This window comes from Nocardia grenadensis NBRC 108939 (assembly GCF_001613445.1).
In the GTDB taxonomy this organism is placed as follows: Bacteria; Actinomycetota; Actinomycetes; order Mycobacteriales; family Mycobacteriaceae; genus Nocardia; species Nocardia grenadensis.
Map to the genome: position 1 here is coordinate 21,770 of NZ_BDCJ01000031.1, position 23,115 is coordinate 44,884.

Genomic DNA, 23,115 nt, shown 5'->3' on the forward strand with positions numbered 1-23,115 from the left:
TCTCTGGGGTTCGGTTTTCGCCGGTAGCTCCGGCTACCAGATTCCACCCGAGACCCTCCCATTCGGAAGTTGAGCTCTTACCAACAGCGGCCGCCCATTCGAGGTCGGCCGCTGTTCGATAACCAGGAACCCGCAGCTCACCCGGAATCAATTGTCTCCCAGCAGGATCTGTGCCAGATGTCGGCCGCGGCGGGCGGTGAGCTGGGCGGCCTGGGTCCGGCAGGAGAATCCGTCGGCGACCACCACGGCATCCGGCCCGGCGCTCTCGATTGCCGGCAGTATTCCGTTGCCTGCCACCGCCGCCGATATCTCGTAATGCCCTTTCTGCATTCCGAAATTACCCGCCAAGCCGCAACATCCTGCGATCTCTGTCACATTTACCCCCATCTGGGCAAATACCTGGCGATCTGCGTCGAAGCCGAGCACCGAATGGTGGTGACAATGCGGCTGGACGACCATCGTGCGGCCGGGGAGCCGGGGTGGACGCCAGTCCGGTTGCGCGGTGAGGAACTCGGCGAGCGTGCGTACCGCGGCCGCCACCGGCCGGGAACGCGGGTCCTCGGGCAGTAGCTCCGGCAGATCGGCCCGTAACACCGCGGTGCAGGAGGGTTCGAGGCCGATCACCGTCCCACCGGCCCGCACATGGTCGTCGAGGGCGTCGAGCGTGGCGCGCAGCCGCGCCCGGGCGCCGTCCAGCTGCCCGGTGCTGATCCAGGTCAGCCCACAGCACACCGGCCGATGTGGCACCACCACTCGGTAGCCGAGCGTATCGAGCAGGCGCATCGCCGCCACCGCGATATCCGGATCGAAGGCATTGGTGAAAGTGTCGATCCACAGCATTACGGTGGTCGCGTCCGGCTTCGCCACCCGCTGCTTCGCCGCCTCCCGGCGCCGGCTGCGCCGGAAGGACCGCGGTGCGAGCTCCGGCACCTCCCGGCGTGGATCCATCCCGGCGGCCCGCATCCCGAGCCGGCGCAGCGGCCCGATCCCGGCCAGCGCGTTGACCAGCCGCGGCGCCCGGGTGGCGGCGGCCAGCCAGCGCGGGAGCATACCCAGCGTGTAGTGGTCGCGGGGGCGCAGCCGACCGCGGTAGCGGCGGTAGAGGGTTTCGGACTTGTAGGTCGCCATATCGACGCCCGCCGGGCAGTCCGTTCCGCAGGCGCGACAGGACAGGCACAGGTCCAGCGATTCGGCCACCTCGGGCGCGGACCAGTCCAGTTCCCCCCGGACCACCTCCTGCAATACCCGGGCCCGGCCGCGGGTGGTGTCCTTCTCGTCGGCCGTCGCCAGATAGGAGGGGCACATGAAACCACCCGTGCCGCGGGTATCGGCCCGGCATTTGCCCACCCCGACACAACGGTGCACCGCGGTGGCCAGGTCCCCGGCGTCATCGGCGAAGGCGAAGCCGCCCGCGCGCGGCAGCGGTGGCAGACCCGCCAGCCGCAGGTCGGCATCGAGCGGGCGCGGCTGCACCAGCACACCCGGGTTGAGGAGGTTCGCGGGATCGAACAGCGCCTTGTAACCGGCGAAGACCGCGCGGACCTCGGGTGAGTACATGATCTCCAGCAGTTCCGACCGGGCCCGGCCGTCGCCGTGCTCCCCGCTCAACGAACCACCGTGGCCTACCACCAGATGCGCCGCGTCGGTCAGGAAGGCCCGGAAGCGTTCCGGCGCGGTGGCGATGGGCAGGTCCAGCCGCACATGGATACAGCCGTCGCCGATATGCCCGTAGAGCATTCCGTCGACCTTGTGCTCCCGGGTCAGCTCATCGAAATCGCGCAGGTAGGCACCGAGCCGGGCGGGCGGGACCGCCGCGTCCTCCCAGCCCGGCCAGGCGGGCTCACCGTCGCGGGTGCGTCCGGCCAGACCGGCGCCGTCGGCCCGGATCCGCCACAGCGCCGCCGCGGCGCCGGGGTCTTCGATGATCCGGCTGTCCAGCGCACCCGCCGCCCGGCACAATCGGCGGGCCGCGGCGTGGGTGGCGGCCGCGTCCTCCCCCGCCAGTTCCACGAACAGCCAGCCGGTGCCACGCGGCAGATCGGGGACCCGCCGGCCGTGTGCGCGCACCATCTCGATCAGCCGGGCATCGATACCCTCGACCGCCACCGGCGCGACCGAGACCACCGCGGCGATATCGTCGGCGGCGGTCGCCAGATCCGGGTACCCGAGCACGACCAGCAGGGTCGCCGCCGGGATCGGCACCAGTTCCACCTCGGCTTCGAGTAGCACACCGCAGGTGCCTTCGGCGCCGACGAACGAAGCGGCCACCGAACCGCCGCGTTCCGGCAGCAGATGTTCGAGCCCGTAGCCGGATGCCTGCCGGTCGAACCGGCCCAGGTCGGTGCGCAGTACAGCGAGGGATCTCGCGGTGAACTCCGGGAGCCCGGGAACCGCGTCCAGCGAGTCGGCGAGGTGGCGGGACGCGCCGGTACCATCGATGATCCGCAACTCCCGGACCCGGTCGGCGGTGCGGCCCCACGCGATGGCGTGCGGACCGCAGGCGTTGTTGCCGATCATGCCGCCGAGGGTGCAGCGGTTCTGGGTGGACGGATCCGGCCCGAAGCGCAGCCCGTATTCGCGGGCCCGGCGCTGCAACTCCGACAGCACCACGCCCGGCTGCACCCGGGCGGTCCGCCGATCCGGATCGATCTCCGCGATACCGGTCATATGCCTGCTGAAATCGAGGACGATGCCGGTACCGACCGCATTGCCCGCGACCGAGGTGCCGCCGCCCCGCGGGGTCACGGCTGTGCCCGCGCTCCGCGCGACCTCCAGTACGGCCGCCACGTCGTCGTCGGACCGGGGGAAGACCACCGCCTCGGGCAGTACCCGGTAGTTCGACGCGTCCGACGAGTACTCCACCCGTCGTCGGTGGGAGATGTCCACCGCCTCGGCACCGATCCGCGCGCGCAGCTGCCGTGCGGGTATGTCCCGTCGTGCGTCGTGGTCGGTCACAGGATCCAGAGTAGCCAGCCGACAAGGGGGTCCGGAAACATCGACGAGGTACACGCTGAGCAGTTCCTGCGGATATCGATCTGGTCCGGGCGTGCGCTTTACATGCAGAGGTGCATCGTTCGGGCGATATTCCCATTTCAAAAGCAATGTTCCGGTTCCGAAGCGGGGTGGTCGACGGTTTCTCTGGGCGGCCCATTGCCGGTGGGTTCCTGCCTTGGAAGGACCTTATCCCCTTGTTTCTCCATTTCGACCTTCGGGACAATCCAACTGGTTGTCGGCACCACCGAAATCTGTGTGCGTTCATTTTGCCTGCCTCCACACCGCTCGAGGCAGATGGAGCCAGATCGAGAAGAAGGGAACGGAAATGAGTGACTACGCAGACTTCCACGGCCCCTGCGGGGAAAGTAAAGACAAGCACAATCCGAAGGTGGTGACTTCACAGTCTCATCTTCAACGCGATCAGGAAGTCCGCCTGAACGGCAACTCAAACCTCAGCACCTGCATCGTAGGCAACAACAACGCCAAGGTTTACGGAATTTCGTTGACCGAATCGGCCTCATCCGTGTATTACCGATACACGATATATGTGGATGCCGAGGGGCCCCACGGTTTCGGTTCCGGATCCCTCTACCTCGCCTTCAAGGATGAGACCGACGACGTTTACTACCTGAGCATATTCAGAAGCGATAGAATGCGGCATTCCGTGTCGTTCGACAGTGATGCTCCGGCAATCAAAGAGATTTACTGGTGCGATTTCGAATTCACCGTCGAAAAAGCAGCCACGAGTCGTGATCTGAACGTGTAACCCGACCACGGACATGCCTGATTTATGGACCTTCCGGGATAGCGGGTCCACCTGCCGGTCGGGGTAGCCCGGTAGGTGGACCCGCGCTCCCGAACGGTCACGCAGTTCGAAAGGCGACTGGTCGCGCGGTGCCATGGTGATATGTGACCCGTCGGCCGCCGAGTATGACTTTTCGTCTCTGGCCCACAGACCGGCCGGCGCCGGTGCGCCGGCCCCGAAATCCCGCTCCTTGTCACCCGGTAGGAGTAAGACGGTGTCGTGGCCAGATGGCTGTTGCACGTCGACCTCGACCAGTTCCAGGCCGCGGTGGAGTACCGGCGCCATCCCGAACTACGCGGGCGGCCGGTGATCGTGGGCGGAAACGGCGACCCGGACGAGCCCCGCAAGGTGGTGACCTGCGCGTCGTATCCGGCGCGCGGCTACGGGGTGCGGGCGGGTATGGCGTTGCGGTCGGCGGCGCGAAAATGCCCGGAGGCGGTCTTCCTGCCCTTGGACGTCCCCTGTTACGAGGAAGCGTCCGAGGAGGTCATGGCGCGGCTGCGCGCGTTCACCGATCAGGTGGAGGTCTGGGGGTGGGACGAGGCATTCCTGGCGGTGGATACCGAGGATCCCGAAGAATACGCTCGGGCGATCCGGGCCGCGGTGGCAGAACTGGATCTCACCTGCGCGATCGGCATCGGCGACAACAAGCTCACCGCGAAACTGGCCACCGGTTTCGCGAAATCCGTCGGGAAGCCCGGGGTGGCCGCGGCCGACCATCCGGGAGCGCACGACGGCATGTTCCGGCTCACCGCCGCCAACTGGTCGGAGGTGATGGCCCATCGTCCGACGAACGCGCTCTGGGGGATCGGTAACCGGATCGCGGCCCGGCTGGCCGCACTGGATATCCATACCGTCGAGGAGCTGATGGCCGCCGACCGGGCCCGGCTCGCGGCCGAGTTCGGTCCGGCGAACGGTCCCGCGCTGTGGGTAATGAGTCGCGGCGCCGGTGATACCGAGGTGGTGACGAAACCGCCACCGGCGGTGGGGCGCAGCAGATCGGAGACCTTCCCGCGGGATCTCGGCGATCCGGCCGAGATCGGCGCGCAGGTGGCCCGGTTGGCGGCGGAGGTCGCGGCGGAGATCGTCGAGGCGGGCCGGACCGCCACCCGGGTCTCGGTCACCGTGCGCACCAGCACCTTCTACACCCGGAGCAAGCAATCCAAATTTCCGGAGCCGACCACCGATATCCCCACGATCGTCGATACGGCACTGCGGGTGCTGGACCGCTTTCCACTGGATCGTCCGGTCCGGTTGCTCGGTGTCCGTCTCGAACTCGCCCCGGTCGCGCAGGCGCCGAGGACCGGTGGTTCCCAGGCACCCGATGCTTGACCTGAACGATGGTTCAGCTTTTAGTGTCGGTGCACCGGAGTTCAATCGTGCTCCGGAGCGGAAGGACATTCTCAGATGAGCATGGAATCGGTGGCCTGGGACCAGATGTACCGGCGTATGCACGCGCCCGAGGAGACACGGTCGTTCAGTCTCGCCACGGCCCGGCGCATCCTGCGCTTCGCCCGGCCGCATAGGCGGCGGCTGATCGCCTTTCTCGTCCTCAGCGTGGCCGCGGCGGTACTGGTGGTCGCCACGCCGCTGCTCGCGGGCCGGGTGGTCGACGATATCTTCGCGGGGTCGCCACCGCGGACGGTGATACTGCTGGCACTGGCCATCGCCGCGCTGGCCGTCTTCGATGCCGGCCTCGGCCTGGCCATCCGGTGGTTGTCGGCGCGAATCGGGGAAGGCCTGATCCTCGACCTGCGGACCGCGGTCTTCGACCACGTCCAGCGGATGCCGATCGCCTTCTTCACCCGGACCCGGACCGGCGCCCTGGTGAGCCGGTTGAACAACGATGTGATCGGGGCGCAGCGCGCGTTCAGCGATACCCTCTCGGGCGTGGTCGCCAATATCGTCACCGTGGCGCTCACCCTGGTGGTGATGCTCCAATTGTCCTGGCAGATCACCCTGCTCGCGCTGCTCCTGCTGCCGGTTTTCGTGATTCCGGCCCGGCGAATGGGCGACCGGCTGGCCGATATCCAACGTGAGGCAGCGGGCTTGAACGCGGCGATGAGCACGCAGATGACCGAGCGTTTCTCCGCGCCGGGCGCGACCTTGGTGAAACTCTTCGGCCGTCCCGCGCAGGAATCGGCCGAGTTCGCGCTACGGGCGCGGCGGGTCCGCGATATCGGCGTGCGCACCGCCATGCTGCAGACCGTTTTCGTCACGGCGTTGACGCTGGTCTCGGCGCTGGCCGTCGCGCTGGTCTACGGTCTCGGCGGCTGGTACGCGCTGCGCGGGCAGTTGGACGCGGGTGCCGTGGTGGCCCTGTCACTCCTGCTCACCCGGCTGTACTCGCCGCTGACCGCGCTGGCCAGTGCCCGGATGGAGATCATGTCCGCGCTGGTCAGTTTCGAGCGGGTCTTCGAGGTCCTCGATCTGAAACCACTGATCGAGGACGCGCCTGGCGCGCGGCCGGTCCCCGCCGGCCCCGTCGCGGTGGAACTCGACGAAGTGCGGTTCGGATACCCTGCCGCCGACAAGGTCTCGCTGGCCTCGCTGGAAGAGGTCGCGACCTTGGACACCCGCGGCGGTGAGGAAGTGCTGCACGGGGTGTCACTGCGCGCGGAACCCGGGCAGCTGATCGCCCTGGTCGGCTCCTCCGGCGCCGGCAAATCGACCATCGCGCAACTGGTCTCCCGGCTCTACGACGTCGATTCCGGCGCGGTCCGGCTGGGCGGCACCGATATCCGCGAACTCACCACGGAGTCGATCCAGGAAACCGTCGGCCTGGTCACCCAGGACGGCCATCTGTTCCACGACACCATCCGTGCCAACCTGCTGCTGGCCGCCCCGGAGGCCGACGAGGAACAGTTGTGGGACGCGCTGGAGCGGGCCCGCCTGAGCGATCTGATCGCGAGCCTGCCCGACGGGCTGGACACGGTGGTCGGGGAACGCGGCTATCGCCTCTCCGGCGGTGAGCGCCAGCGTCTCACCATTGCCCGGCTGCTGCTCAAACAGCCGCGGGTGGTGGTCCTGGACGAGGCGACCGCCTCCCTCGACTCGACCTCCGAGGCCGCAGTGCAGGCGGCGCTCACCGAAGCGCTCCAGGGGCGTACTGCCCTGGTGATCGCCCACCGGCTCTCCACCGTGCGGGCTGCCGATCAGATCCTGGTGGTCGAATCCGGTCATATCGTGGAACGTGGATCGCATACCGAACTGCTCGCCGCGGGCGGACGCTACGCCGAGCTGTACCGGACCCAGTTCGCGCAAGAACCGGCGCCGGCGGCCGCATAACAGGCCGGACGGTCACCATCACCCGACGGTGACCGTCCGGCTGTGCCAACCTGTGGCACCATCCGGGACCGGGTCGGCGCGCTGCTCTGTCTGCACCTGCCCCGCCCCGTCGGTGGCCCGTACTCGCAGCGTGTGCGAACCGGGTAGCGCGTCCCACCGCCAGGTCCACTGCCGCCAGGTGTCCAGTGAGTACTCCGGTGCCAGATCGGCCGCCTGCCAGGGGCCGTCGTCGACCTGGACCTCCACCGCCGCGATTCCGCGCTGCTGAGCCCAGGCCACCCCGGCCACCGTCACCGGTCCCGGAGCGACCCGACCGAAGGCCGCCGGAACATCGATACGGGAAGCGGTTTTGATCGGGCCGAACGCCGACCAGCCGCGCCGGGTCCAGTAGGCCTGGGCGCGATCGAATCGGGTGACCTCGAGATCGACCACCCATTTCGTGGCACTGACGTATCCGTAGAGACCGGGGACCACCATCCGGGCCGGGTAACCGTGCTCGACCGGCAGCGGCGCACCGTTCATACCCACCGCGAGCAGGGCGTCGCGACCATCGGTGAGCGCCGCGAGCGGGGTACCGGCGGTGAAACCGTCGACGCTGGTGGACAGCACCATATCCGCGTCCGGTCGGGGCCCGGCCTCGGCGAGGAGGTCGGCGAGTGGGTATCCGATCCAGCTCGCGTTGCCGACGAGGTCACCACCGACCTCGTTGGATACGCAGGTCAGGGTGATCATTTTCTCCACGGCGGGGCGCCGCAGCAGCTCGTCCATGGTGAGCTGTATCTCACGGTCCACCATGCCGTGGATGCGCAGCTGCCAGTCGTCGCTGGTCAACGCGGGTATCCGCAGAGCGGTATCGATCCGGTAGAAGGTTTCGTCGGGAGTGCGGAACGCCGTGAGTCCCGGGACCGGCGGGTCGGTCCCCGCCGGTATGGGCGCGGCCGCCACCTGCGGACGCGGCACCACGAACCGCCGCAGATCCGCGGTCACCGCGCGGGCACGTTCGCCGACCCACCGCCCGGCGGCGGCGGATCCGGCGGCAAGCACCACGGCCCCGGCGGCCCACCCGAGGAACCGTCGCCGCGAGGCGTCGGCAGTATCCCCGCCCGCGGCGGCCGCACCGGTGGATTCGCCCTCCGGCGCCGCGCGGCGCGGTGCCCGGGTGATCAGGATTCGCAGGGTGAGGACCCCGGCGACAGCACCGAGCAGTATCGGCACGGCGAACGCCGCCGTCGCGTTCGGTCGCTGCAACACAGCGATACCGACGGCCACTGCCAGCCCGGCCAGCAGCACACTGCCATAGGGCCGACGCCGTTCCAGCAGTCCAGCCACCACGGCGAGCACCACCATGGCCGCACCCATACCGAGGAACAACACGAGCTTGTCGCGCGTACCGAACTGTTCGATCGCGAACTCCCGCAACACCTGCGGGGTGTGGTCGACCACGGTGGCCCCGGTGGCCAAGAAGGGCGAGGCCTCGGGTGCGATCAGGGCCGCGACCAGCTCCCCCACTCCGAGCACCACAGCGGCGGCCAGCAGGCCGCTCGAGCCCGCCGCGAACCACCCGATGGTCCGCCGATTCTGCCGATCCGGCCCCGGGAAACCGGTCGAACTCGTCGTATCCTGCATCGGCGTCCCCGTTCTTCCATCGGCGCGAAGCGCACCGGAGCTGGGAATTCGTCACGTGGCCCTTCGCGGATGGTGCCACTCACGACCGCGGCAGGGAAGACCTCGCCGCACGGCGGCACCGAACCGGTCGATATCGCTCTGCGAGGGCGCGCCGGAGCAGGGTGTCGTCCACGCCCCGGCGAGAACCCTCACGTGGGTACACCCGGACCCGCGGACTCAGCCGAGCGCCACAGCGGCCAACGGATCGCCGGTGGGCGCGGGCGATCCGCCGTCGGGCTCCAACGTGATCGCGAGCTGGTCCGAATCGGTGAATTCGGTGACGTACGGATCGTTCGCACCCGGGAGATCGGTCAGTACACCGGCCGATCGCGGTGTCCCCTTCGCATCGATGAGCCACAACTGATAATCGCTGCCGGGCGGCGGCGCGGGAGTCGCATCGAAGGAGACAGTGGCCGCCCCCAGCGCGGCGGATATGTGGACGGTGAGAATGCCGTCGGACCCGATCGCGGCGCTGGCGGTCCGGGCGTCGGGCTGGGCCAGCACCTCCTGCGCGGTCACGGTCCCGGGCGGTTCGGCACCGCGCTGGGTGACCACACCCACCCCTACCGCGATACCGACGGCGACCACCACCGCGGCCGCTGCGCCTATCAGCGTCCACCGGCGCGAAGACGCCCGGCTACGCTCGCGGGCGCGCGCCAGCTCGTCGGTGCCGGGAACGGGTGGATCGGCTTGCGGACCGCCGGCGTCGTCGGGCGTTGCTCCGGACCGCAGCGGCCACCGCACCGCGGACCGAGCACCCGGCGCCTGCTCGAGGGACGCGAGAATCCGGGCCTCGACGCGGGCCGGGGGAGCTTGGGCATCGAGAACCGAGAGCGCCGCCATGGCTTCCCGCACCTCTCGGACGGTGTCCTGAAAAGCGCGTACGGTCGCGGGATCGGCGGCGTCCATCCGCTCCTCGATTTCCCCGCCCTCAGCGGTATCCACCGCGTCGAGGGCATAAGGGAACGCCAGATCCAGTAGGTCGCCGCCATTCTCCGGCGAATCGGGTGGTGAGGTATCAGGCATCGGAAACAACCCCTGCTAGGCAATTCTGGAGCCGCTTCAGACCGTCGCGGATGCGGCTCTTGATCGTGGGCAGCGGAGATTCGAGGTGGTCGGCCACCTCGCGATAGGTGCGCCCGCTGTAGTAGGCGAGGGCGACAGCCTCACGCTGGGTGAAGGTCAGTACCTCGAGACAGTCGCGGACCGCCTGCTCGTCGAGCCGCTGATCCACCGTTTCGGAGACGATATCGTGATCGCGCCCCAGGTGGGTGTGGCCGTAGACGATTTCTCTGCCGGTAGCCGACTCCTCGGCCCGCACCCGGTCCACAGCGCGCCGGTGGGTGATCATCATCAGCCAGCCGATGGCACTCGACCGGGACGGGTCGTAACGTGCCGCCGCGGACCAAACCTGGAGGTAAACCTCCTGGGTGGCTTCCTCGGCGGCCGCCGGGCTGCGTAGGATCCGCCGCGCCAGCCCGAACACGCGCGGGCTGGTCTCCCGGTAGAACCGGGTGAACGCTTCCCGATCACCGTCGCCTGCCGCGAACAGCAGGTCGGCGAGCCGTCGTTGCGTCGCGTGGTCCTCGTGTCCGTCGGGACGAACCGGGCAGGACGCCCCGTCCTCGGCGCCGGCATCGGCCAACCGGATCGGGCCGGACCCCGGCCCCTTCGTCATGATCGTGCCCTCGACTGCATGGCAAGGCGTTCGCCGGGGGACCCGGCCGGGACGGGTCCGAGCCCCGGATTGTTGTCCAGATCACCGTAGCGAACACAATGCATCATGCCGACAGTCTCGTGTATCCGGCCCGCATACGCACCCAGAACTGTCAGGCCGGTGGCATGAGGACCTTGTCGATCATGTACACCGTGGCGTTCGCTGTCTGCACTCCGCCGCAGATCACCGTGGCGTCACCGACCTCGATGGTCTCGCCGTCCCGGGCGACCTCGACAGGCGCGCCCTGCACCGTGGCGTGTTCCCCGGCGATATCGGCGGGCGCGATCCGGCCGGGCACGACGTGGTAGGTGAGGATCTTCGTCAGTGTGGCGGAGTCGGTCTTCAAACTGTCGAGTGTCGCCGGATCGATTTCGGCGAAGGCCGAATCGATCGGGGCGAAGACGGTGAATTCGCCGCCGTTGAGTGTATCGACCAGATTCACCTGCGGATTGATCTTGCCGGACACCGCCTGGACCAGAGTCTTCAGCATCGGGTTGTTCGAGGCCGCCACCGCGACCGGGTCCTGGGCCATACCGCCGACCGAACCCGCGCCACTGGGCACCTGGGCCGCGTAGTCCGCGCAACCGGGACCGACGAGGCCGGCGGCCGGATCGTCCGAGGCCGGGGACGCGGACTTCGCCATCGGGCTACTCGTGGCCGACCCGACGGGATCACTGGCTGCGTCGGTGGAACAGGCCGTCGATCCCAGCAGGGCGGCGGTCGAGACGATAGCCGCCGCAAGCACAACGCGTTGCATGCTCTTCATGGATTCCATCACTTTCGGCCAGGACGACCCGCGAGCGGGTGCACCGTGAACATTGCAAGACGGAATTCGGGTGGCACGGCGTCGCGGATGGGACCTGACCGGATTCGGCCGAAAGATACCGCTACATGGGGTAGCCGTAGCATTCGCCGAAACACTCGGCACCCAGATCGCTGAACTCACCAACGCTCTCGGCGACTGGGCACTCGCCCATGTCGACCAGATCCTCACCGCGCGAATAGCTTTCGACACGCACGGAACGTGCCCCAACAGCCGCTCAACGCGACCCGACTGCGCGCGAGCCGACGACACAGCCACTACGCCGCCCCCCGGGTTCCGGTAGTGACCGCCGAAAAACCAACAGATATGGCATAGCCGTCGGCGACAAAAGCAGTAGTCGATGCGCTGAGCTGGGCGTATAGGGCCATACGAGTCCAGTCGGGGTGCGATCCGGCTTGGGTGCACCTGCCGACCGACGGTGGCTGCCGCGACACAGCGGATGTCCGATTCGTTCAATCCTGGCCCAGGGCCGACTCCATCAGCTGACTGCGTGGGAATTCGAGGTGTTCGAGGAGGTTTCGGGCTGCTCGGTCCCGCTTCCGGCTTCGCGGCCGATCATCCGCGGCGGCTTCATGTGGTTGCCGTCCCGGCCGCAGGCGCGAGGTCCTTACACCACCACGATCTGAGGAGAAGAGTTGCGGATCGGAATCGGTCTGCCCGCCGCTGTAGCGGGAAGCGACCCCATAGCGATCGGTGACTGGGCCGCCGCGAGTGAGGCGCGTGGTTTCCACTCGCTCGCCGTGATCGACCGGCTGGTTTTCGACAATCTGGACCCACTTGTGGCCTTGGCTGCCGCCGCGGCGCGCACCGAGCGAGTCGAATTGCTGACCACTGTCCTCAATACGGGCTACCGGCGTAACCCGATCGTCCTGGCCAAGCAGATCGACTCCCTGGAACGCCTTTCCGGCGGACGTCTCACAGTGGGGCTGGGTATGGGCGGCTGGCCGGAGGACTATGCCGTCAGTGGGGTCACGCTGGCCGGCCGGGGGGCCGCGTTCGAAAGTACGCTGGCTGCGATGCGCACGGTGTGGCGAGGCGAGGTGTCGGGTGCCTCGGGGCCTGTGCACGCTTTACCGCCGGGCCGGCCTGGGGTCCTGCTCGCCGGGGGGGTGGTGCCCGCAGGTTTCGCGAGGCGGTATGGGCACAACCACTGCCGGTCTTGTACGAAACGGACACGACTGTCGGGGTAGCGGTAGCAGACGAAAGAGCCGCGACAACCCTTTCCGGGGTTGCCGCGGCCCGTAACCGGTGGATCAGGCGCTGGCCGCCAGGGTCCGGCCGTCCAGGGCCGGTTCCCGTACCGGTTCGATGGCGTAGGCCAGGATCTCGGCGACATCGCCCACCGGGCGGACGTCGAGTTCGGCCAGCACATCGGCGGGCACATCGTCCAGGTCCGGTTCGTTGCGGGCCGGGATGAACACCGTCTTCAGTCCGGCACGCTGCGCGGCGAGCAGTTTCTGCTTCACCCCGCCGATCGGCAGCACCCGGCCGTTCAACGTGACCTCGCCCGTCATGCCGACATCGGAGCGCACCGGGCGGCCCAGGGCCAGCGACACCAGCGCGGTGACCATGGTGACACCGGCCGACGGTCCGTCCTTGGGCACGGCGCCGGCGGGCACGTGGACGTGCAGATTGCCATCCAGCACCGTCGATTCGATGCCGATCTCACCAAGGTGCGATCGCACGTAGGTCAGGGCGATCTGCGCCGATTCCTTCATGACGTCGCCGAGTTGGCCGGTCAGTGTCAGAGCCCGGTCGCCCTCGGCGGTGTTGGCCTCGATGTAGAGGACGTCACCGCCCAGCCCGGTGACCGCCAGGCCGGTCGACACACCCGGCACCGCGGTGCGTTCCGCCGAATCCGGAGTGAAGCGGGGCCGCCCCAGGTATTCTTTCAGATCCGCGACGTCGATGGTCAGCAGCGGTTCCGTGACACCGGTCTGCCCGGATGCCGTATCCGGCTCGACGCCCACGTCGGTGCCCGATGCGGCACCGGTCTCGGACAGGCGCGTCGCCGCCTTGCGCAATGCCTTGGCGATCAATCGCTCCAGCTGCCGGACCCCGGCCTCCCTGGTGTAGTTCGCCGCGACCTCGCGCAACGCCGCGTCGGTGACCCGGACCTCCGCGCCGGTCAGCGCGTTGCGTTCCAGCTGCCGGGGCAGCAGGAAGTCGCGGGCGATGGCCACCTTGTCGTCCTCGGTGTACCCGTCGACCGTGATCACTTCCATCCGGTCCAGCAGTGGGCCGGGGATGGTGTCCATGACATTGGCCGTGGCCAGGAACAGCACATCGGACAGGTCCAGGTCCATATCCAGGTAGTGGTCGCGGAAGGTGTGGTTCTGCGCGGGGTCGAGTACCTCGAGCAGGGCCGCCGCGGGGTCGCCCCGGAAATCCGAACCGATCTTGTCGACCTCGTCCAGCAGGACGACCGGGTTCATCGAACCGGCCTCCTTGATGGCCCGCACGATCCGGCCGGGCATGGCGCCCACATAGGTGCGCCGGTGACCCCGGATCTCCGCCTCGTCCCGCACGCCGCCCAGGGCGACCCGGACGAACTTGCGGCCCAGCGCACGGGCGACGGATTCGCCGAGCGAGGTCTTACCGACCCCGGGCGGACCGGCCAGCGCCAGCACCGCGCCGGATCCGCGTCCGCCCACGACCTCCAGGCCGCGTTGCGCGCGCCGCGCGCGGACCGCCAGGTACTCGACCATCCGGTCCTTCACCTCGTCCAGGCCGTGGTGGTCGGCGTCGAGCACGGCCCGGGCGGCCGACACATCGGTGGAATCCTCGGTTTTCACCTGCCACGGCAGTTCCAGGACGGTGTCCAGCCAGGTGCGGATCCACCCGGATTCCGGGCTCTGATCGCTGGAGCGCTCCAACCGGCCGACCTCGCGCAGTGCCGCCTCCCGCACATTGCCCGGCAGATCGGCCTGTTCCACGCGGGTGCGGTAGTCGTCGGCGCCGTCGGGTTCGTCCTCGCCGAGTTCCTTGCGGATGGCGTTGAGCTGCTGGCGCAACAGGAATTCGCGCTGGCTCTTCTCCATGTTCTCGCGGACCTCGTCACCGATCTTCTCGGTGACCTCGGCCTCGGCGATATGCGCCCGGGTCCATTCGATCAGCCGGTTCAGCCGCTGCGCGACGTCCGGGGTCTCGAGCAGTTCGCGTTTCTGCTCGTCGGTGAGATAGGCGGCATAGCCGGCGGTATCGGCGATGGCGGACGGATCGGTGAGCTGGTTGAAGGCGTCGATCATCTGCCACGCCTCGCGCTTCTGCAGCACCGAGACGACCAGCTTCTTGTATTCGGCGGCCAGTTCCCGGGTGCGGCCGTCGGCGGCGGGGGTTTCGACCGGTTCGGCCTCCACCCACAGTGCGGCGCCGGGACCGGTGACCCCGTGGCCGATCTTCGCGCGCCGTTCCGCCTTCAGCACCGCGGCGGGCGTACCGCCGCGCATCCGGCCGATCTGTTCGATGGTGGCGAGCACACCGTAGGCGGCGTAACCCTCGGACAGGCGCGGCGCCAGCAACACGGTCCCGGTCTGCGCGGCCTGCGCGGCGTCGATGGCCGCCTGTGCGGATTCATCCAGTTCGATCGGTACGACCATCCCGGGCAGCACGATGGGATCGGTCAGGAACAGCACCGGAAGATTCAGTGGTGTAGTCACGAACACAACCTCCAATAGTTGAGCTACACCCACTCAACTTGGTCGGGCTCGCCTTTGTTCCACCCGACGCCCTTGTTCGCCCACGGCGAAGAAGATGTCGATTCTCTGGCGTGTCGCCTGCTCATGTTTCTGTCGGCGGTTACGTGCTCTTCGGCCATCCGCACCAGCTCGACCGCTGCCGGCTGCTCGGCCGAGACCTTCTCCCTTGCCATGGCATCAAGGGTTGTCATCACGGCACCCTGAGTTCGTAGTCCCGGCAGAGAAGTACCACGGCGACCGAAACAAGCAGAAGCGCGGTAAGAAGAAGTAGCCGAAGGAGCGAGGATGAATGACAATTCCGCAGTACACAATCTCTCACTTCTCTCAGTCGAATCCGGCTGGAGACAACCAAGGTGATCTCGTCGCGCTGTTGCGGACCGTAGCCGCTTCGATCGAAAGCCTCGGCGACGTGGCCGTGCAAGACCTGGTCTTGCACAACGAGGTCACTGCCGACGGCCCGTGGCCGTCGATCACCGTCTACTACTCCGAGGAACCGAAAGAGTAGTTTCGACCTCACGCCAACCTCACCGGTGTCTCCGTCGACGCACACGTATCAACGGCTGATGCCTCGTCCGGCGCGGTGTCGGTGCGCAGGCCCCGCCAACTCGTCGTGCACAGCCGGTCATTGACCGGCTGTGCTCGAGCGAGCCCGCCTTGCACCAGCAGGAAGGCGGTTACAGCGCAAGATCGGTCAGGCGCGGGAGGCGATCGACCAGACAGACTCGACGGGTGAGCAACCGACGTGATCGCCTCCGAAATCTGCTGCACGATGATCGAAACGAGGCGGTATCCGCGCAGCATGGCGGCTATGCCGGTCCGGGCAGCATCGAGGTGATCGGGGCGCGCACCAACAATTTGCGGGATGTGTCGGTGACCGTCCCCAAGGGGCGGCTGGTCGCCTTCACCGGGGTCAGCGGTAGCGGCAAGACTTCGCTCGCCGTCGATACCCTGCACAACGAGGCACAGTTGCGGTATCTGGAGGGGCTTTCGCCCTTCGTCCGGCAGTACATCACCCAGCGCAATCGGCCGCAGGTGGACCGCATTCTGGGACTGGGCGCGACCCTCGCGGTCGACCAGCGCCGCCTGAACCGAAACCCGCGCTCCACGGTCGCCACGCTCACCGGCATCGACGGACACTTGGGTCTGTTGTACTCCCGCCTGCCCGTGATCGGCACCGACTCGGATAGGCAGGGCTGTATCGAGCCGTTGACGACAGCCCATTTCGACCGCAAGACGCCGGAAGGGAACTGCGCGGACTGCCACGGGGTAGGCGGGCGCTGGCAGGCACAGGAAGATCTGCTCATCATTCGTCCGGACCTACCGCTGTTCGAGGGGGCTTCGCCGTGGTACGCCAAATGGCGGTCCGGGGAGCACGCGTTCGTTCCGGCGCTCGCCGAGAAGAGAGGTGTGGACCTGCGGCGGCCATGGCAGTCGCTGCCCGCGGATTTCCGCCGCTGTGTGCTGTACGGAACGGGTACCGAGAAGATCGAGGCGACTGTCGAGATACCGAACAAGAACGAGACGGCCCGCATGACCTATACCTCGAGTCAACCACTGCGGGGTGCCCTCGCCGAGGTGGAGCGGGTCTTCGTGAACGCCCGGACACCCGGCGCCAAGGAACGCTACCTGGTCTATATGCGCAAACTTCCGTGCGGCACATGCGACGGCAGCGGGTACAGCGAAACGGCCAGGTCCATCCGGCTCGGTGGGATGACCTTTCCGCAACTCGTCGAGGTGGACGTACGGACGGTGCGTGACTGGGCACGGCGCCTCTCAGCGGCGGTGCAACCACGGCAGCGCGAGGTGGCCGGACCGCTGCTGCACGACCTGGACCGCAGGCTGGGGATCCTCGACCGGCTCGGCCTGGGCCATGTGCAGCTGTCGCGGAGCGCGAGCACACTGTCCGGCGGTGAACTGCAGCGCACCCGCCTCGCCGCGCAGCTCAGCACCGAACTGAGCGACATCACATTCGTCCTGGACGAGCCCGGAACGGGATTACATCCGGCGGACAAGGCACATTTGCTCGAGATCGCCCTGGAACTGCGCGCCGGGGGTAACACGGTGCTGCTCGTCGAACACGATCCCGAGCTCATCGCCCGGGCCGACTGGGTCATCGATATGGGACCCGGCGCGGGGCGCCTCGGCGGTACGGTCCTGGTGTCCGGGCCCCCGGCAGAGGTGGCCGCTCACCCGGAATCGGTTACCGGGCGTTATCTGTCCGGTGCGGGTCCGCGTCTGCGGCGAGTGCGGCGCCCGGCCGGCGATACCACCGGCTGGGTGGAGCTCCGCGGCCTGCGGACGCACAACGTGACCGCGGATCTGGTGCGGTTTCCGAGCGGTCGGCTGACCTGCCTGACCGGCGTGAGCGGTAGCGGCAAGAGCAGCGTTCTCGCCACACTCGGGGAGGCTACGCGGGCTTTCCTCGAGGGAACGGAGACCGGCACCATCAGGGAGACAGCCGGCCTGGAATGGTTCGACTGGGTCGCCGTTATCGATCAAGAACCGCTGGGGCGGACACCGCGGTCGAATCCGGCCACCTACAGCAAGGCGTTCGATATCGTTCGCAAACTGTTCGCCGACACCGAGGCAGCGCGCGATCGCGGTATCGATGCGTCCTGGTTCAGTTTCAACACCGCGAGCGGCGGGCGTTGCACGGCGTGTGCCGGCTACGGCCGCACCCTGGTCGATATGCACTTTCTGCCGGACGTATGGGTCGTCTGCGACGAATGTGAGGGCCGGCGCTACAAACCGGAGGCCTCGGAAATCCTTTACCACGGGTCGACCATCTACGACGTACTGGAACTCACCGTCGCCGAGGCCGTAGAGCGGTTCCGCGCATCGCGGCCGCTCGCGGAGATCCTGGAAGCGCTGGACCGCGTCGGGCTCGGCTATCTGCGGCTGGGCCAGAGCGCCACCGAGTTGTCCGGAGGTGAAGCTCAGCGACTGAAGCTGGCATCCGCTGTCCGGCGCGGTGCCGCCAGCCGTCAGGCCGGACTCGTCGTTCTCGACGAGCCCGTCTCGGGCCTGCACCCGTCCGATGTCCAACGTGTTGTGGACGCACTCGATGCGTTGCTCGATTCGGGCAATACCGTCGTCGTAGCCGAACACGATATCGCCGTCGCCGCGGCCGCGGACTGGCTCATCGACCTGGGGCCGGGCGCCGGTCCGAACGGCGGTCGCATCGTCGCGGCGGGCCCTCCGGATATCGTCTCGGCAGCGGACACCAGTACCGCCGGATTCTTGCGGCGATACGCAGCAGGGCTTCCGCTCCTGGAGCACCGGGCACACGCCACGACCGCGGACTGACCCCACCGCCGGCAGTTGTCGTCCAGCAGGTGCGGTCCCGCCCGGTCCACCGGAGGTGCGTTGATGTTCGACAGCCGCGCCCCGCAACAGCTAGGAGTTCGCCGCCCGCTCGACGAGATCGGCGAGCTGCTTCCAGGCTGCTTCCGACGGGTCGGTCAGCGCGTAGGAGGTCGGCCACAGCCCACAGCCGTCATCGAGTGACGCCTGGACACCGAATCCGAATATCGAGTACCGCTCCTTGATGGGTGTGTCGGAGGGGGCGACGGGGCGGGGTGAAAAGATGCGGGCATGGGCTCGGAGCGTTCGGAGGCGCAACGTTTACGCGACATTGCCGTGATCCGTCGTGTGCGCGACCGCATCGATCGGGAGTACGCGAAGCCACTGAATGTCGAGGCACTGGCCCGCGGGGCGCATATGTCGGTTGGTCATCTGTGTCGAGAGTTCCGCCGCATCTACGGTGAGTCACCGTACGCGTATTTGATGACCCGGCGAATCGAACGGGCCATGACGCTGCTGCGCCGCGGCGATCTCAACGTCACGGAGGTGTGCTTCGCGGTGGGCTCCTCGTCGTTGGGCACGTTCAGCACCAGGTTCACCGAGCTGGTCGGGGTGCCGCCGAGCGTCTACCGCCGTGACCATTCCCAGGCCGCGGCGGGAATTCCGCCGTGTCTGGCGAAGCAGGTGACCAGACCGATCAGAAATCGAGAAGCGCGTGACCAGTAGCCCTGGTTAGCGTGGTCGATATGACCCTGACCATTCATTATGCTTTCCTCCCGCACACCGATCCAGAAGCCGCGCTGGGTTTCTACCGCGACATCCTGGGCTTGGAAGTCCGCAAGGACGTCGGCTACGGAGATATGCGGTGGATCACCGTCGGACCGGCCGACCAACCCGGTACCTCCATCGTGCTGCACCCGCCCGCCGCCGACCCGGGAGTCACCGATGAGGAGCGGCGCACCATCTTGGAGCTCATCGCCAAGGGCGTCTATACCGCCGTCACGCTGGCGACAGACGACCTCGACGGGCTCTTCGACCGCGTTCAGGCCGCAGGTGCGGACGTGGTTCAAGAACCTACCGACCAAGACTACGGAGTCCGCGACTGCGCCTTCCGCGATCCGGCCGGGAATCTCATCCGCATCAACCAGCTGACCTGAGTGAGCCCGGCCCGCTCGGCACCGACCATCAGAAGGCCGGCTCTGACCGGTCGAAGGAAAGGAGTCGCACTATGGTGCTCGCGCTCGATGTGATCACAATCGGCGTACCGCAGGTGGAAGCCGCACGGGCCTTCTACACGGCCGCGTTTTCGACCACCGCGACCGACAGCGACCACACCGTCCACCTGGACCTGCACAACACTGGCCGACTCGCCCTCGGCCCAATCGACGTACCGGCCCCCAATACCGCTGCAAAGACGGCAAGTACGTCGTTCCCCGGCTATCTCCTGTCCTCTATCGTCAACCAACCCGCCGAGGTCAAGGCCCTTATCGAAGCCGCCACAACGCACGGTGCGACAGTCGTCAAGCCGCCCAAAAAGCAATTCTTCGGCGATTTCAGCGCCGTATACCAGGCACCGGACGGCACGCTCTGGAAGGTGGCAGCCACTTCGAAAAAGGACACAGGGGTCGTTTCCGGCCCGCCGAAGCCGACGGAAACCGCGATCTTCCTCGGAGTAGCCAAGCCGAAAATCTCCAAGGTCTTCTACGAGGAGCTCGGCATGAGCGCCGACCGCGACTACGGTGACAAGTTCGTCGATTTCACCCTGACCGAGGGTGTCTGCCGGCTCGGCCTGCTACCACGCAAAGCCCTCGCCAAGGACGCCGGTGTGGAGGACCGGCGCAGCGACGTGTCCCCGCTCGTACTCACCCACATCGCCGACTCCCGTCATGAGGTCGACGCGCTGCTCACCGCCGCGGACTCTGCCGGCGGCCGGATCACCGCCACCGCAAGGCACGGCGACAATGGCGACTACACAGGGCATTTCAGCGACCCCGACGGCTACCACTGGTGCGTCACCACCTCCGGGTAACCGAGACCGGTCGGGTCCGGGTCGAGGTTGTGGTCCCGCACTCGCTCGCAGCGAGTCGTCGGGCGACAACCAGATTGTGGGCGCCGGACCGCCGAACCCGGACCGGCATCGCGCGGCCGACGGGCTGCCGGTGGCGATCTTCTGATCGGGCACCGCTCCCGTACCCGGAGCTCAGTGCCCGGCGAATGCCTCCGCCAGCCACCACGCGCCGCCATCGCTGGTGATCTTCGCGTCGATCACCAGTGGCCGGGCCCGGCCCGTGCGCCGGTACTGCTCGACCCACTCGCGTACCGGGGCAAGATCGGCGACCGAACCGACGGTGACACCGGTGGCGCCGAATCCGGTGGCGATGGCGGCGATATCGGTCTCCGGGAAGGTCACCGTGGCGTGGTCGGCGGCGCCGAAGTGGTGCACCTCGGCGCCGTAGGCGGAGTCGTTGTATACGATCACCACCAGCGGGAGTGCGCAGCGCACCGCGGTTTCCAGCTCGGATATCGCCATGAGGAAGCCGCCGTCCCCGGTGCCGAGCACCGGGAGCCGGTCCGGCCGGGCGAAGGCCGCGCCGATGGCGGTGCCCAGCCCCAGGCCGATCGACTGGAAGGCCTGGGTGAAACAGAATCCGTTCTCGTCGGGCACCGACAGATGGGTGGCGGGATAGCCCATGAAGTTCCCCGAGTCGATCGAGACGATCCGCTGGGCCGGCAGGATCGCGTCGAGCGCGATCGTGAGGGCGCGGGGATCGATCCGCTCACCGGTGGAGGTGTCGTCCACCGGGACGTCCTGCCAGCGGCCCGTGCGGGCGATACGGTCCGCCACCTCGGCGGTGCGGTAGCCGGTCACCGGCTCCGCGCCGGACCGCCCCAGCTCGGCCAGTACATCCCGGGCGGTCGGCGCGCAATCGCCGAGCACGCCGAGATCGACCGGGCGGTGTGCGCCGATGGCGTCGATATCGTCGTCGACCTGCACCACCCGGGCGCCGGGGCCGATCAGGCGGCCGTGCCGCATCGTCCACATGTTCAACGCACAACCCCAGCCGACCACGAGGTCGGCGCCGGTGATGAGTTCAGCGGTGGCCGGCGAGGAGAAACCACCTGAAATACCCAGCGCGAACTCGTCTCCGGCGAAGAGTCCGTTCGCGACGGCCGAGGTGGCCACCAGCGCACCGCGGGCCTGCGCCAGGGCGGCGATCTCGGGTCCGGCGTGGCGGGCGCCGCGTCCCGCCACGAAAACCGGCCGCCGCGCGCCACGCAGCGCATCCACCAATTGCGTTACCGCTTCGGCGCCGGGCCGGACCCGCGGCAACGGCATCGGGGCCGCGACCGGCCCGGATGCGGTGGCCGAGGCGGCGGCGACGTCGATCGCCACATCGAGGACCACGGTGCGGCGCTGGGCCACCGCCGTCCGGAAGGCCCGTGTCACATCGGCGACCACGGTCCGCTCCGAGAACACCCGCTCGCTCACCGCTCCGACACTGCGGGCCAGAGCTTCCTGGTCCACCCGGAAATTGGACCGCAGTGCCGCCGCCGGACTGTCCGCGGCCAGCACGATCATCGGGGTGCGGCTCTTGGCTGCCTCGCCGATCCCGGTCATCGCGTTGGTCAGCCCGCAGCCCTGGTGCAGTGACAGCACCCCCACCCGGCCCGACATCCGCGTGTAGGCGTCGGCCATACTCGCCGCGCCGCCCTCGTGCCGTGCCGCCGTGAACGGCACGCCACCCCGGCGCAGCGCATTGGTCATTACGAAATTGCCGCTGCCCACAACCCCGAAACAGTGCCCGGCACCCAGGTCGGCCAGCACCCCGCCCACCACATCGGCGACGGTCGGACCGTAACCGGCGGAGCCGCCCGCGGTCATACCGCGCCGGCCCGATCGTGCACCGCGAGCACCCGCGACGGGCTCCCGGTACCGCCGACGATCGGCAGCGGACTCACCACCAGCATCGCGCCCACGGCGGGGAGCCGGCCGAGATTGCGCAGCGAGGTCAGGCCGTACTTGTCGTTGCCGAGGAAGTAGTGGTGCACCGGGAAGGCCGGGTCGAAACCGCCGGCCAGACCGGCGTCGACCCCGACCGTTTCCACCCCGAGCCCGGTCAGGCCCCGCTCGGTGGCCAGCCAGCGCGCACAGTCGACCGTCACCCCCGGTGTATGCGAACCCGTCTCGTCGGCATTGAGGAACTCGGCCTCGGAACCACCGCGCGCCTCCCAGCCGGTGCGCAGCAGCAGCCACGCTCCCTCGGCCAACCGGCCGTGCCGCTGCTCCCACGCCTGCACCTCGTCGATCGTGAGCAGATGGTCCGGATCGGCGGCCACCTCGGCGGTCAGGTCCAGCACAGCGGCCGGGCCGACGAGCCGGCCCACCGGGATCTGTGACACATCGTCACCGTCGCGGCCGGTGACCCAGTGCACCGGGGCGTCGAGATGGGTGCCGATATGTTCCCCGGTGTGGATGTTGTTGTGCCGCCAGAACGGGCCGGGCTCGTTGTAGGCGCTGACCTCCTCGAGACTGAAATCGATCAGATTGGCGAACGGTTCGGGCAGCCGCAGGGCCGGCGTGGAACTGCTCAACGGTGTGGTCAGATCGATCACTTCCAGCCGCCCGTCGGCGAGGGCGGCGAGGAAGGCGGGGAGTACCGAGGTCTCGGGGTTGCTCATGTCGGCACCTTATTCCGGTTTTCCGCGGCGCGTCGGTCCCACCACCAGGGCCGCACTGGGCCGGTGAGCCCTGATTGACACTCGGGACGGGCCGATGACAATGTGATGATCTCGAATACCCGATCCGGACCAAGGGGAGCGC

The 23,115-nt window shown here is 68.1% G+C and carries 18 protein-coding genes; 9 read left to right on the plus strand and 9 right to left on the minus strand.

Annotated elements, in window-relative coordinates:
- Positions 1-147: 147 nt before the first annotated feature.
- Positions 148-2,955 (minus strand): FAD-binding and (Fe-S)-binding domain-containing protein, encoded by a 2,808-nt coding sequence (locus NGR01S_RS27755; protein WP_063041983.1) that lies wholly within the window; start codon positions 2,953-2,955, stop codon positions 148-150.
- Positions 2,956-3,319: 364 nt separating this feature from the next.
- Here NGR01S_RS27755 and NGR01S_RS27760 point away from each other — a divergent pair, with 364 nt between their 5' ends.
- The 3 genes from NGR01S_RS27760 to NGR01S_RS27770 all read left to right on the plus strand — a co-directional run bounded on the left by NGR01S_RS27760 (position 3,320) and on the right by NGR01S_RS27770 (position 7,087).
- Positions 3,320-3,760 (plus strand): hypothetical protein, encoded by a 441-nt coding sequence (locus tag NGR01S_RS27760; protein WP_063041985.1) that lies wholly within the window; start codon positions 3,320-3,322, stop codon positions 3,758-3,760.
- Positions 3,761-4,018: 258 nt separating this feature from the next.
- The gene (locus tag NGR01S_RS27765; RefSeq protein WP_063041987.1) at positions 4,019-5,131 is read left to right on the plus strand and encodes a DNA polymerase IV; all 1,113 of its coding nucleotides are present in this window, start codon (positions 4,019-4,021) and stop codon (positions 5,129-5,131) included.
- Between the two features lie 75 nt (positions 5,132-5,206).
- A complete protein-coding gene (locus NGR01S_RS27770; RefSeq protein ID WP_063041989.1) occupies positions 5,207-7,087 on the plus strand; it encodes an ABC transporter ATP-binding protein in 1,881 nt (626 codons plus the stop codon).
- A gap of 18 nt (positions 7,088-7,105) precedes the next feature.
- On the opposite strand, the gene NGR01S_RS27775 is transcribed toward NGR01S_RS27770, so the two are convergent.
- From NGR01S_RS27775 to NGR01S_RS27790, 4 genes are all read right to left on the minus strand, one after another.
- Positions 7,106-8,713 (minus strand): molybdopterin-dependent oxidoreductase, encoded by a 1,608-nt coding sequence (locus tag NGR01S_RS27775; protein ID WP_084481776.1) that lies wholly within the window; start codon positions 8,711-8,713, stop codon positions 7,106-7,108.
- A gap of 216 nt (positions 8,714-8,929) precedes the next feature.
- On the minus strand, positions 8,930-9,778 hold the full coding sequence (locus NGR01S_RS27780; RefSeq protein ID WP_063041991.1) for an anti-sigma factor: 849 nt from the start codon (positions 9,776-9,778) through the stop codon (positions 8,930-8,932).
- Positions 9,771-10,430, minus strand: a complete 660-nt coding sequence (gene sigK / locus NGR01S_RS27785) for an ECF RNA polymerase sigma factor SigK (protein WP_063041993.1) — start codon at positions 10,428-10,430, stop codon at positions 9,771-9,773. Before sigK ends, NGR01S_RS27780 begins: the two co-directional genes overlap by 8 nt.
- A 151-nt stretch (positions 10,431-10,581) precedes the next feature.
- Positions 10,582-11,235, minus strand: a complete 654-nt coding sequence (locus NGR01S_RS27790) for a fasciclin domain-containing protein (RefSeq protein WP_063042062.1) — start codon at positions 11,233-11,235, stop codon at positions 10,582-10,584.
- A gap of 692 nt (positions 11,236-11,927) precedes the next feature.
- Here NGR01S_RS27790 and NGR01S_RS27795 point away from each other — a divergent pair.
- Positions 11,928-12,482 carry an LLM class flavin-dependent oxidoreductase gene (locus tag NGR01S_RS27795; RefSeq protein ID WP_063041995.1) on the plus strand — a complete coding sequence of 185 codons (555 nt, stop codon included), beginning with the start codon at positions 11,928-11,930 and terminating at the stop codon, positions 12,480-12,482.
- Positions 12,483-12,545: 63 nt separating this feature from the next.
- Here the strand turns inward: NGR01S_RS27795 and lon are convergent, their stop codons facing one another.
- A complete protein-coding gene (lon, locus tag NGR01S_RS27800; RefSeq protein ID WP_063042064.1) occupies positions 12,546-14,891 on the minus strand; it encodes an endopeptidase La in 2,346 nt (781 codons plus the stop codon).
- Positions 14,892-14,974: 83 nt separating this feature from the next.
- On the minus strand, positions 14,975-15,181 hold the full coding sequence (locus NGR01S_RS27805) for a hypothetical protein (protein WP_063041997.1): 207 nt from the start codon (positions 15,179-15,181) through the stop codon (positions 14,975-14,977).
- A 98-nt stretch (positions 15,182-15,279) separates the two neighbouring features.
- Here NGR01S_RS27805 and NGR01S_RS27810 point away from each other — a divergent pair, with 98 nt between their 5' ends.
- The 5 genes from NGR01S_RS27810 to NGR01S_RS27830 all read left to right on the plus strand — a co-directional run bounded on the left by NGR01S_RS27810 (position 15,280) and on the right by NGR01S_RS27830 (position 20,322).
- On the plus strand, positions 15,280-15,495 hold the full coding sequence (locus NGR01S_RS27810; protein ID WP_063041999.1) for a hypothetical protein: 216 nt from the start codon (positions 15,280-15,282) through the stop codon (positions 15,493-15,495).
- Positions 15,496-15,719: 224 nt separating this feature from the next.
- Positions 15,720-18,296: an excinuclease ABC subunit UvrA gene (locus NGR01S_RS27815; RefSeq protein ID WP_218020839.1), complete on the plus strand. Its 2,577-nt coding sequence runs from the start codon at positions 15,720-15,722 to the stop codon at positions 18,294-18,296.
- 288 nt (positions 18,297-18,584) lie between these two features.
- Positions 18,585-19,019, plus strand: coding sequence for a helix-turn-helix transcriptional regulator (locus tag NGR01S_RS27820; protein ID WP_063042001.1), 435 nt, complete (start codon positions 18,585-18,587; stop codon positions 19,017-19,019).
- A 20-nt stretch (positions 19,020-19,039) separates the two neighbouring features.
- A complete protein-coding gene (locus NGR01S_RS27825) occupies positions 19,040-19,450 on the plus strand; it encodes a VOC family protein (RefSeq protein ID WP_063042068.1) in 411 nt (136 codons plus the stop codon).
- 71 nt (positions 19,451-19,521) lie between these two features.
- Positions 19,522-20,322, plus strand: coding sequence for a VOC family protein (locus tag NGR01S_RS27830; protein ID WP_063042003.1), 801 nt, complete (start codon positions 19,522-19,524; stop codon positions 20,320-20,322).
- Positions 20,323-20,493: 171 nt separating this feature from the next.
- Here the strand turns inward: NGR01S_RS27830 and NGR01S_RS27835 are convergent, their stop codons facing one another.
- Together NGR01S_RS27835 and NGR01S_RS27840 are read right to left on the minus strand one after the other, a co-directional pair.
- Complete coding sequence (locus NGR01S_RS27835) at positions 20,494-22,176, minus strand: thiamine pyrophosphate-binding protein (RefSeq protein ID WP_063042005.1); 1,683 nt, start codon at positions 22,174-22,176, stop codon at positions 20,494-20,496.
- The gene (locus NGR01S_RS27840) at positions 22,173-22,973 is read right to left on the minus strand and encodes a cyclase family protein (RefSeq protein ID WP_063042007.1); all 801 of its coding nucleotides are present in this window, start codon (positions 22,971-22,973) and stop codon (positions 22,173-22,175) included. Before NGR01S_RS27840 ends, NGR01S_RS27835 begins: the two co-directional genes overlap by 4 nt.
- Positions 22,974-23,115 lie beyond the last annotated feature (142 nt).

Coding starts and splice junctions, on each gene's coding strand:
- NGR01S_RS27760 (WP_063041985.1), top strand. CDS start 3,320: ATGAGTGACTACGCAGACTTCCACGGCCCCTGCGGGGAAAGTAAAGAC.
- NGR01S_RS27770 (WP_063041989.1), top strand. CDS start 5,207: ATGAGCATGGAATCGGTGGCCTGGGACCAGATGTACCGGCGTATGCAC.
- NGR01S_RS27775 (WP_084481776.1), bottom strand. CDS start 8,713: ATGCAGGATACGACGAGTTCGACCGGTTTCCCGGGGCCGGATCGGCAG.
- NGR01S_RS27780 (WP_063041991.1), bottom strand. CDS start 9,778: ATGCCTGATACCTCACCACCCGATTCGCCGGAGAATGGCGGCGACCTA.
- sigK (WP_063041993.1), bottom strand. CDS start 10,430: ATGACGAAGGGGCCGGGGTCCGGCCCGATCCGGTTGGCCGATGCCGGC.
- NGR01S_RS27790 (WP_063042062.1), bottom strand. CDS start 11,235: ATGAAGAGCATGCAACGCGTTGTGCTTGCGGCGGCTATCGTCTCGACC.
- lon (WP_063042064.1), bottom strand. CDS start 14,891: ATGGTCGTACCGATCGAACTGGATGAATCCGCACAGGCGGCCATCGAC.
- NGR01S_RS27805 (WP_063041997.1), bottom strand. CDS start 15,181: ATGACAACCCTTGATGCCATGGCAAGGGAGAAGGTCTCGGCCGAGCAG.
- NGR01S_RS27810 (WP_063041999.1), top strand. CDS start 15,280: ATGACAATTCCGCAGTACACAATCTCTCACTTCTCTCAGTCGAATCCG.
- NGR01S_RS27820 (WP_063042001.1), top strand. CDS start 18,585: ATGGGCTCGGAGCGTTCGGAGGCGCAACGTTTACGCGACATTGCCGTG.
- NGR01S_RS27825 (WP_063042068.1), top strand. CDS start 19,040: ATGACCCTGACCATTCATTATGCTTTCCTCCCGCACACCGATCCAGAA.
- NGR01S_RS27830 (WP_063042003.1), top strand. CDS start 19,522: ATGGTGCTCGCGCTCGATGTGATCACAATCGGCGTACCGCAGGTGGAA.
- NGR01S_RS27835 (WP_063042005.1), bottom strand. CDS start 22,176: ATGACCGCGGGCGGCTCCGCCGGTTACGGTCCGACCGTCGCCGATGTG.
- NGR01S_RS27840 (WP_063042007.1), bottom strand. CDS start 22,973: ATGAGCAACCCCGAGACCTCGGTACTCCCCGCCTTCCTCGCCGCCCTC.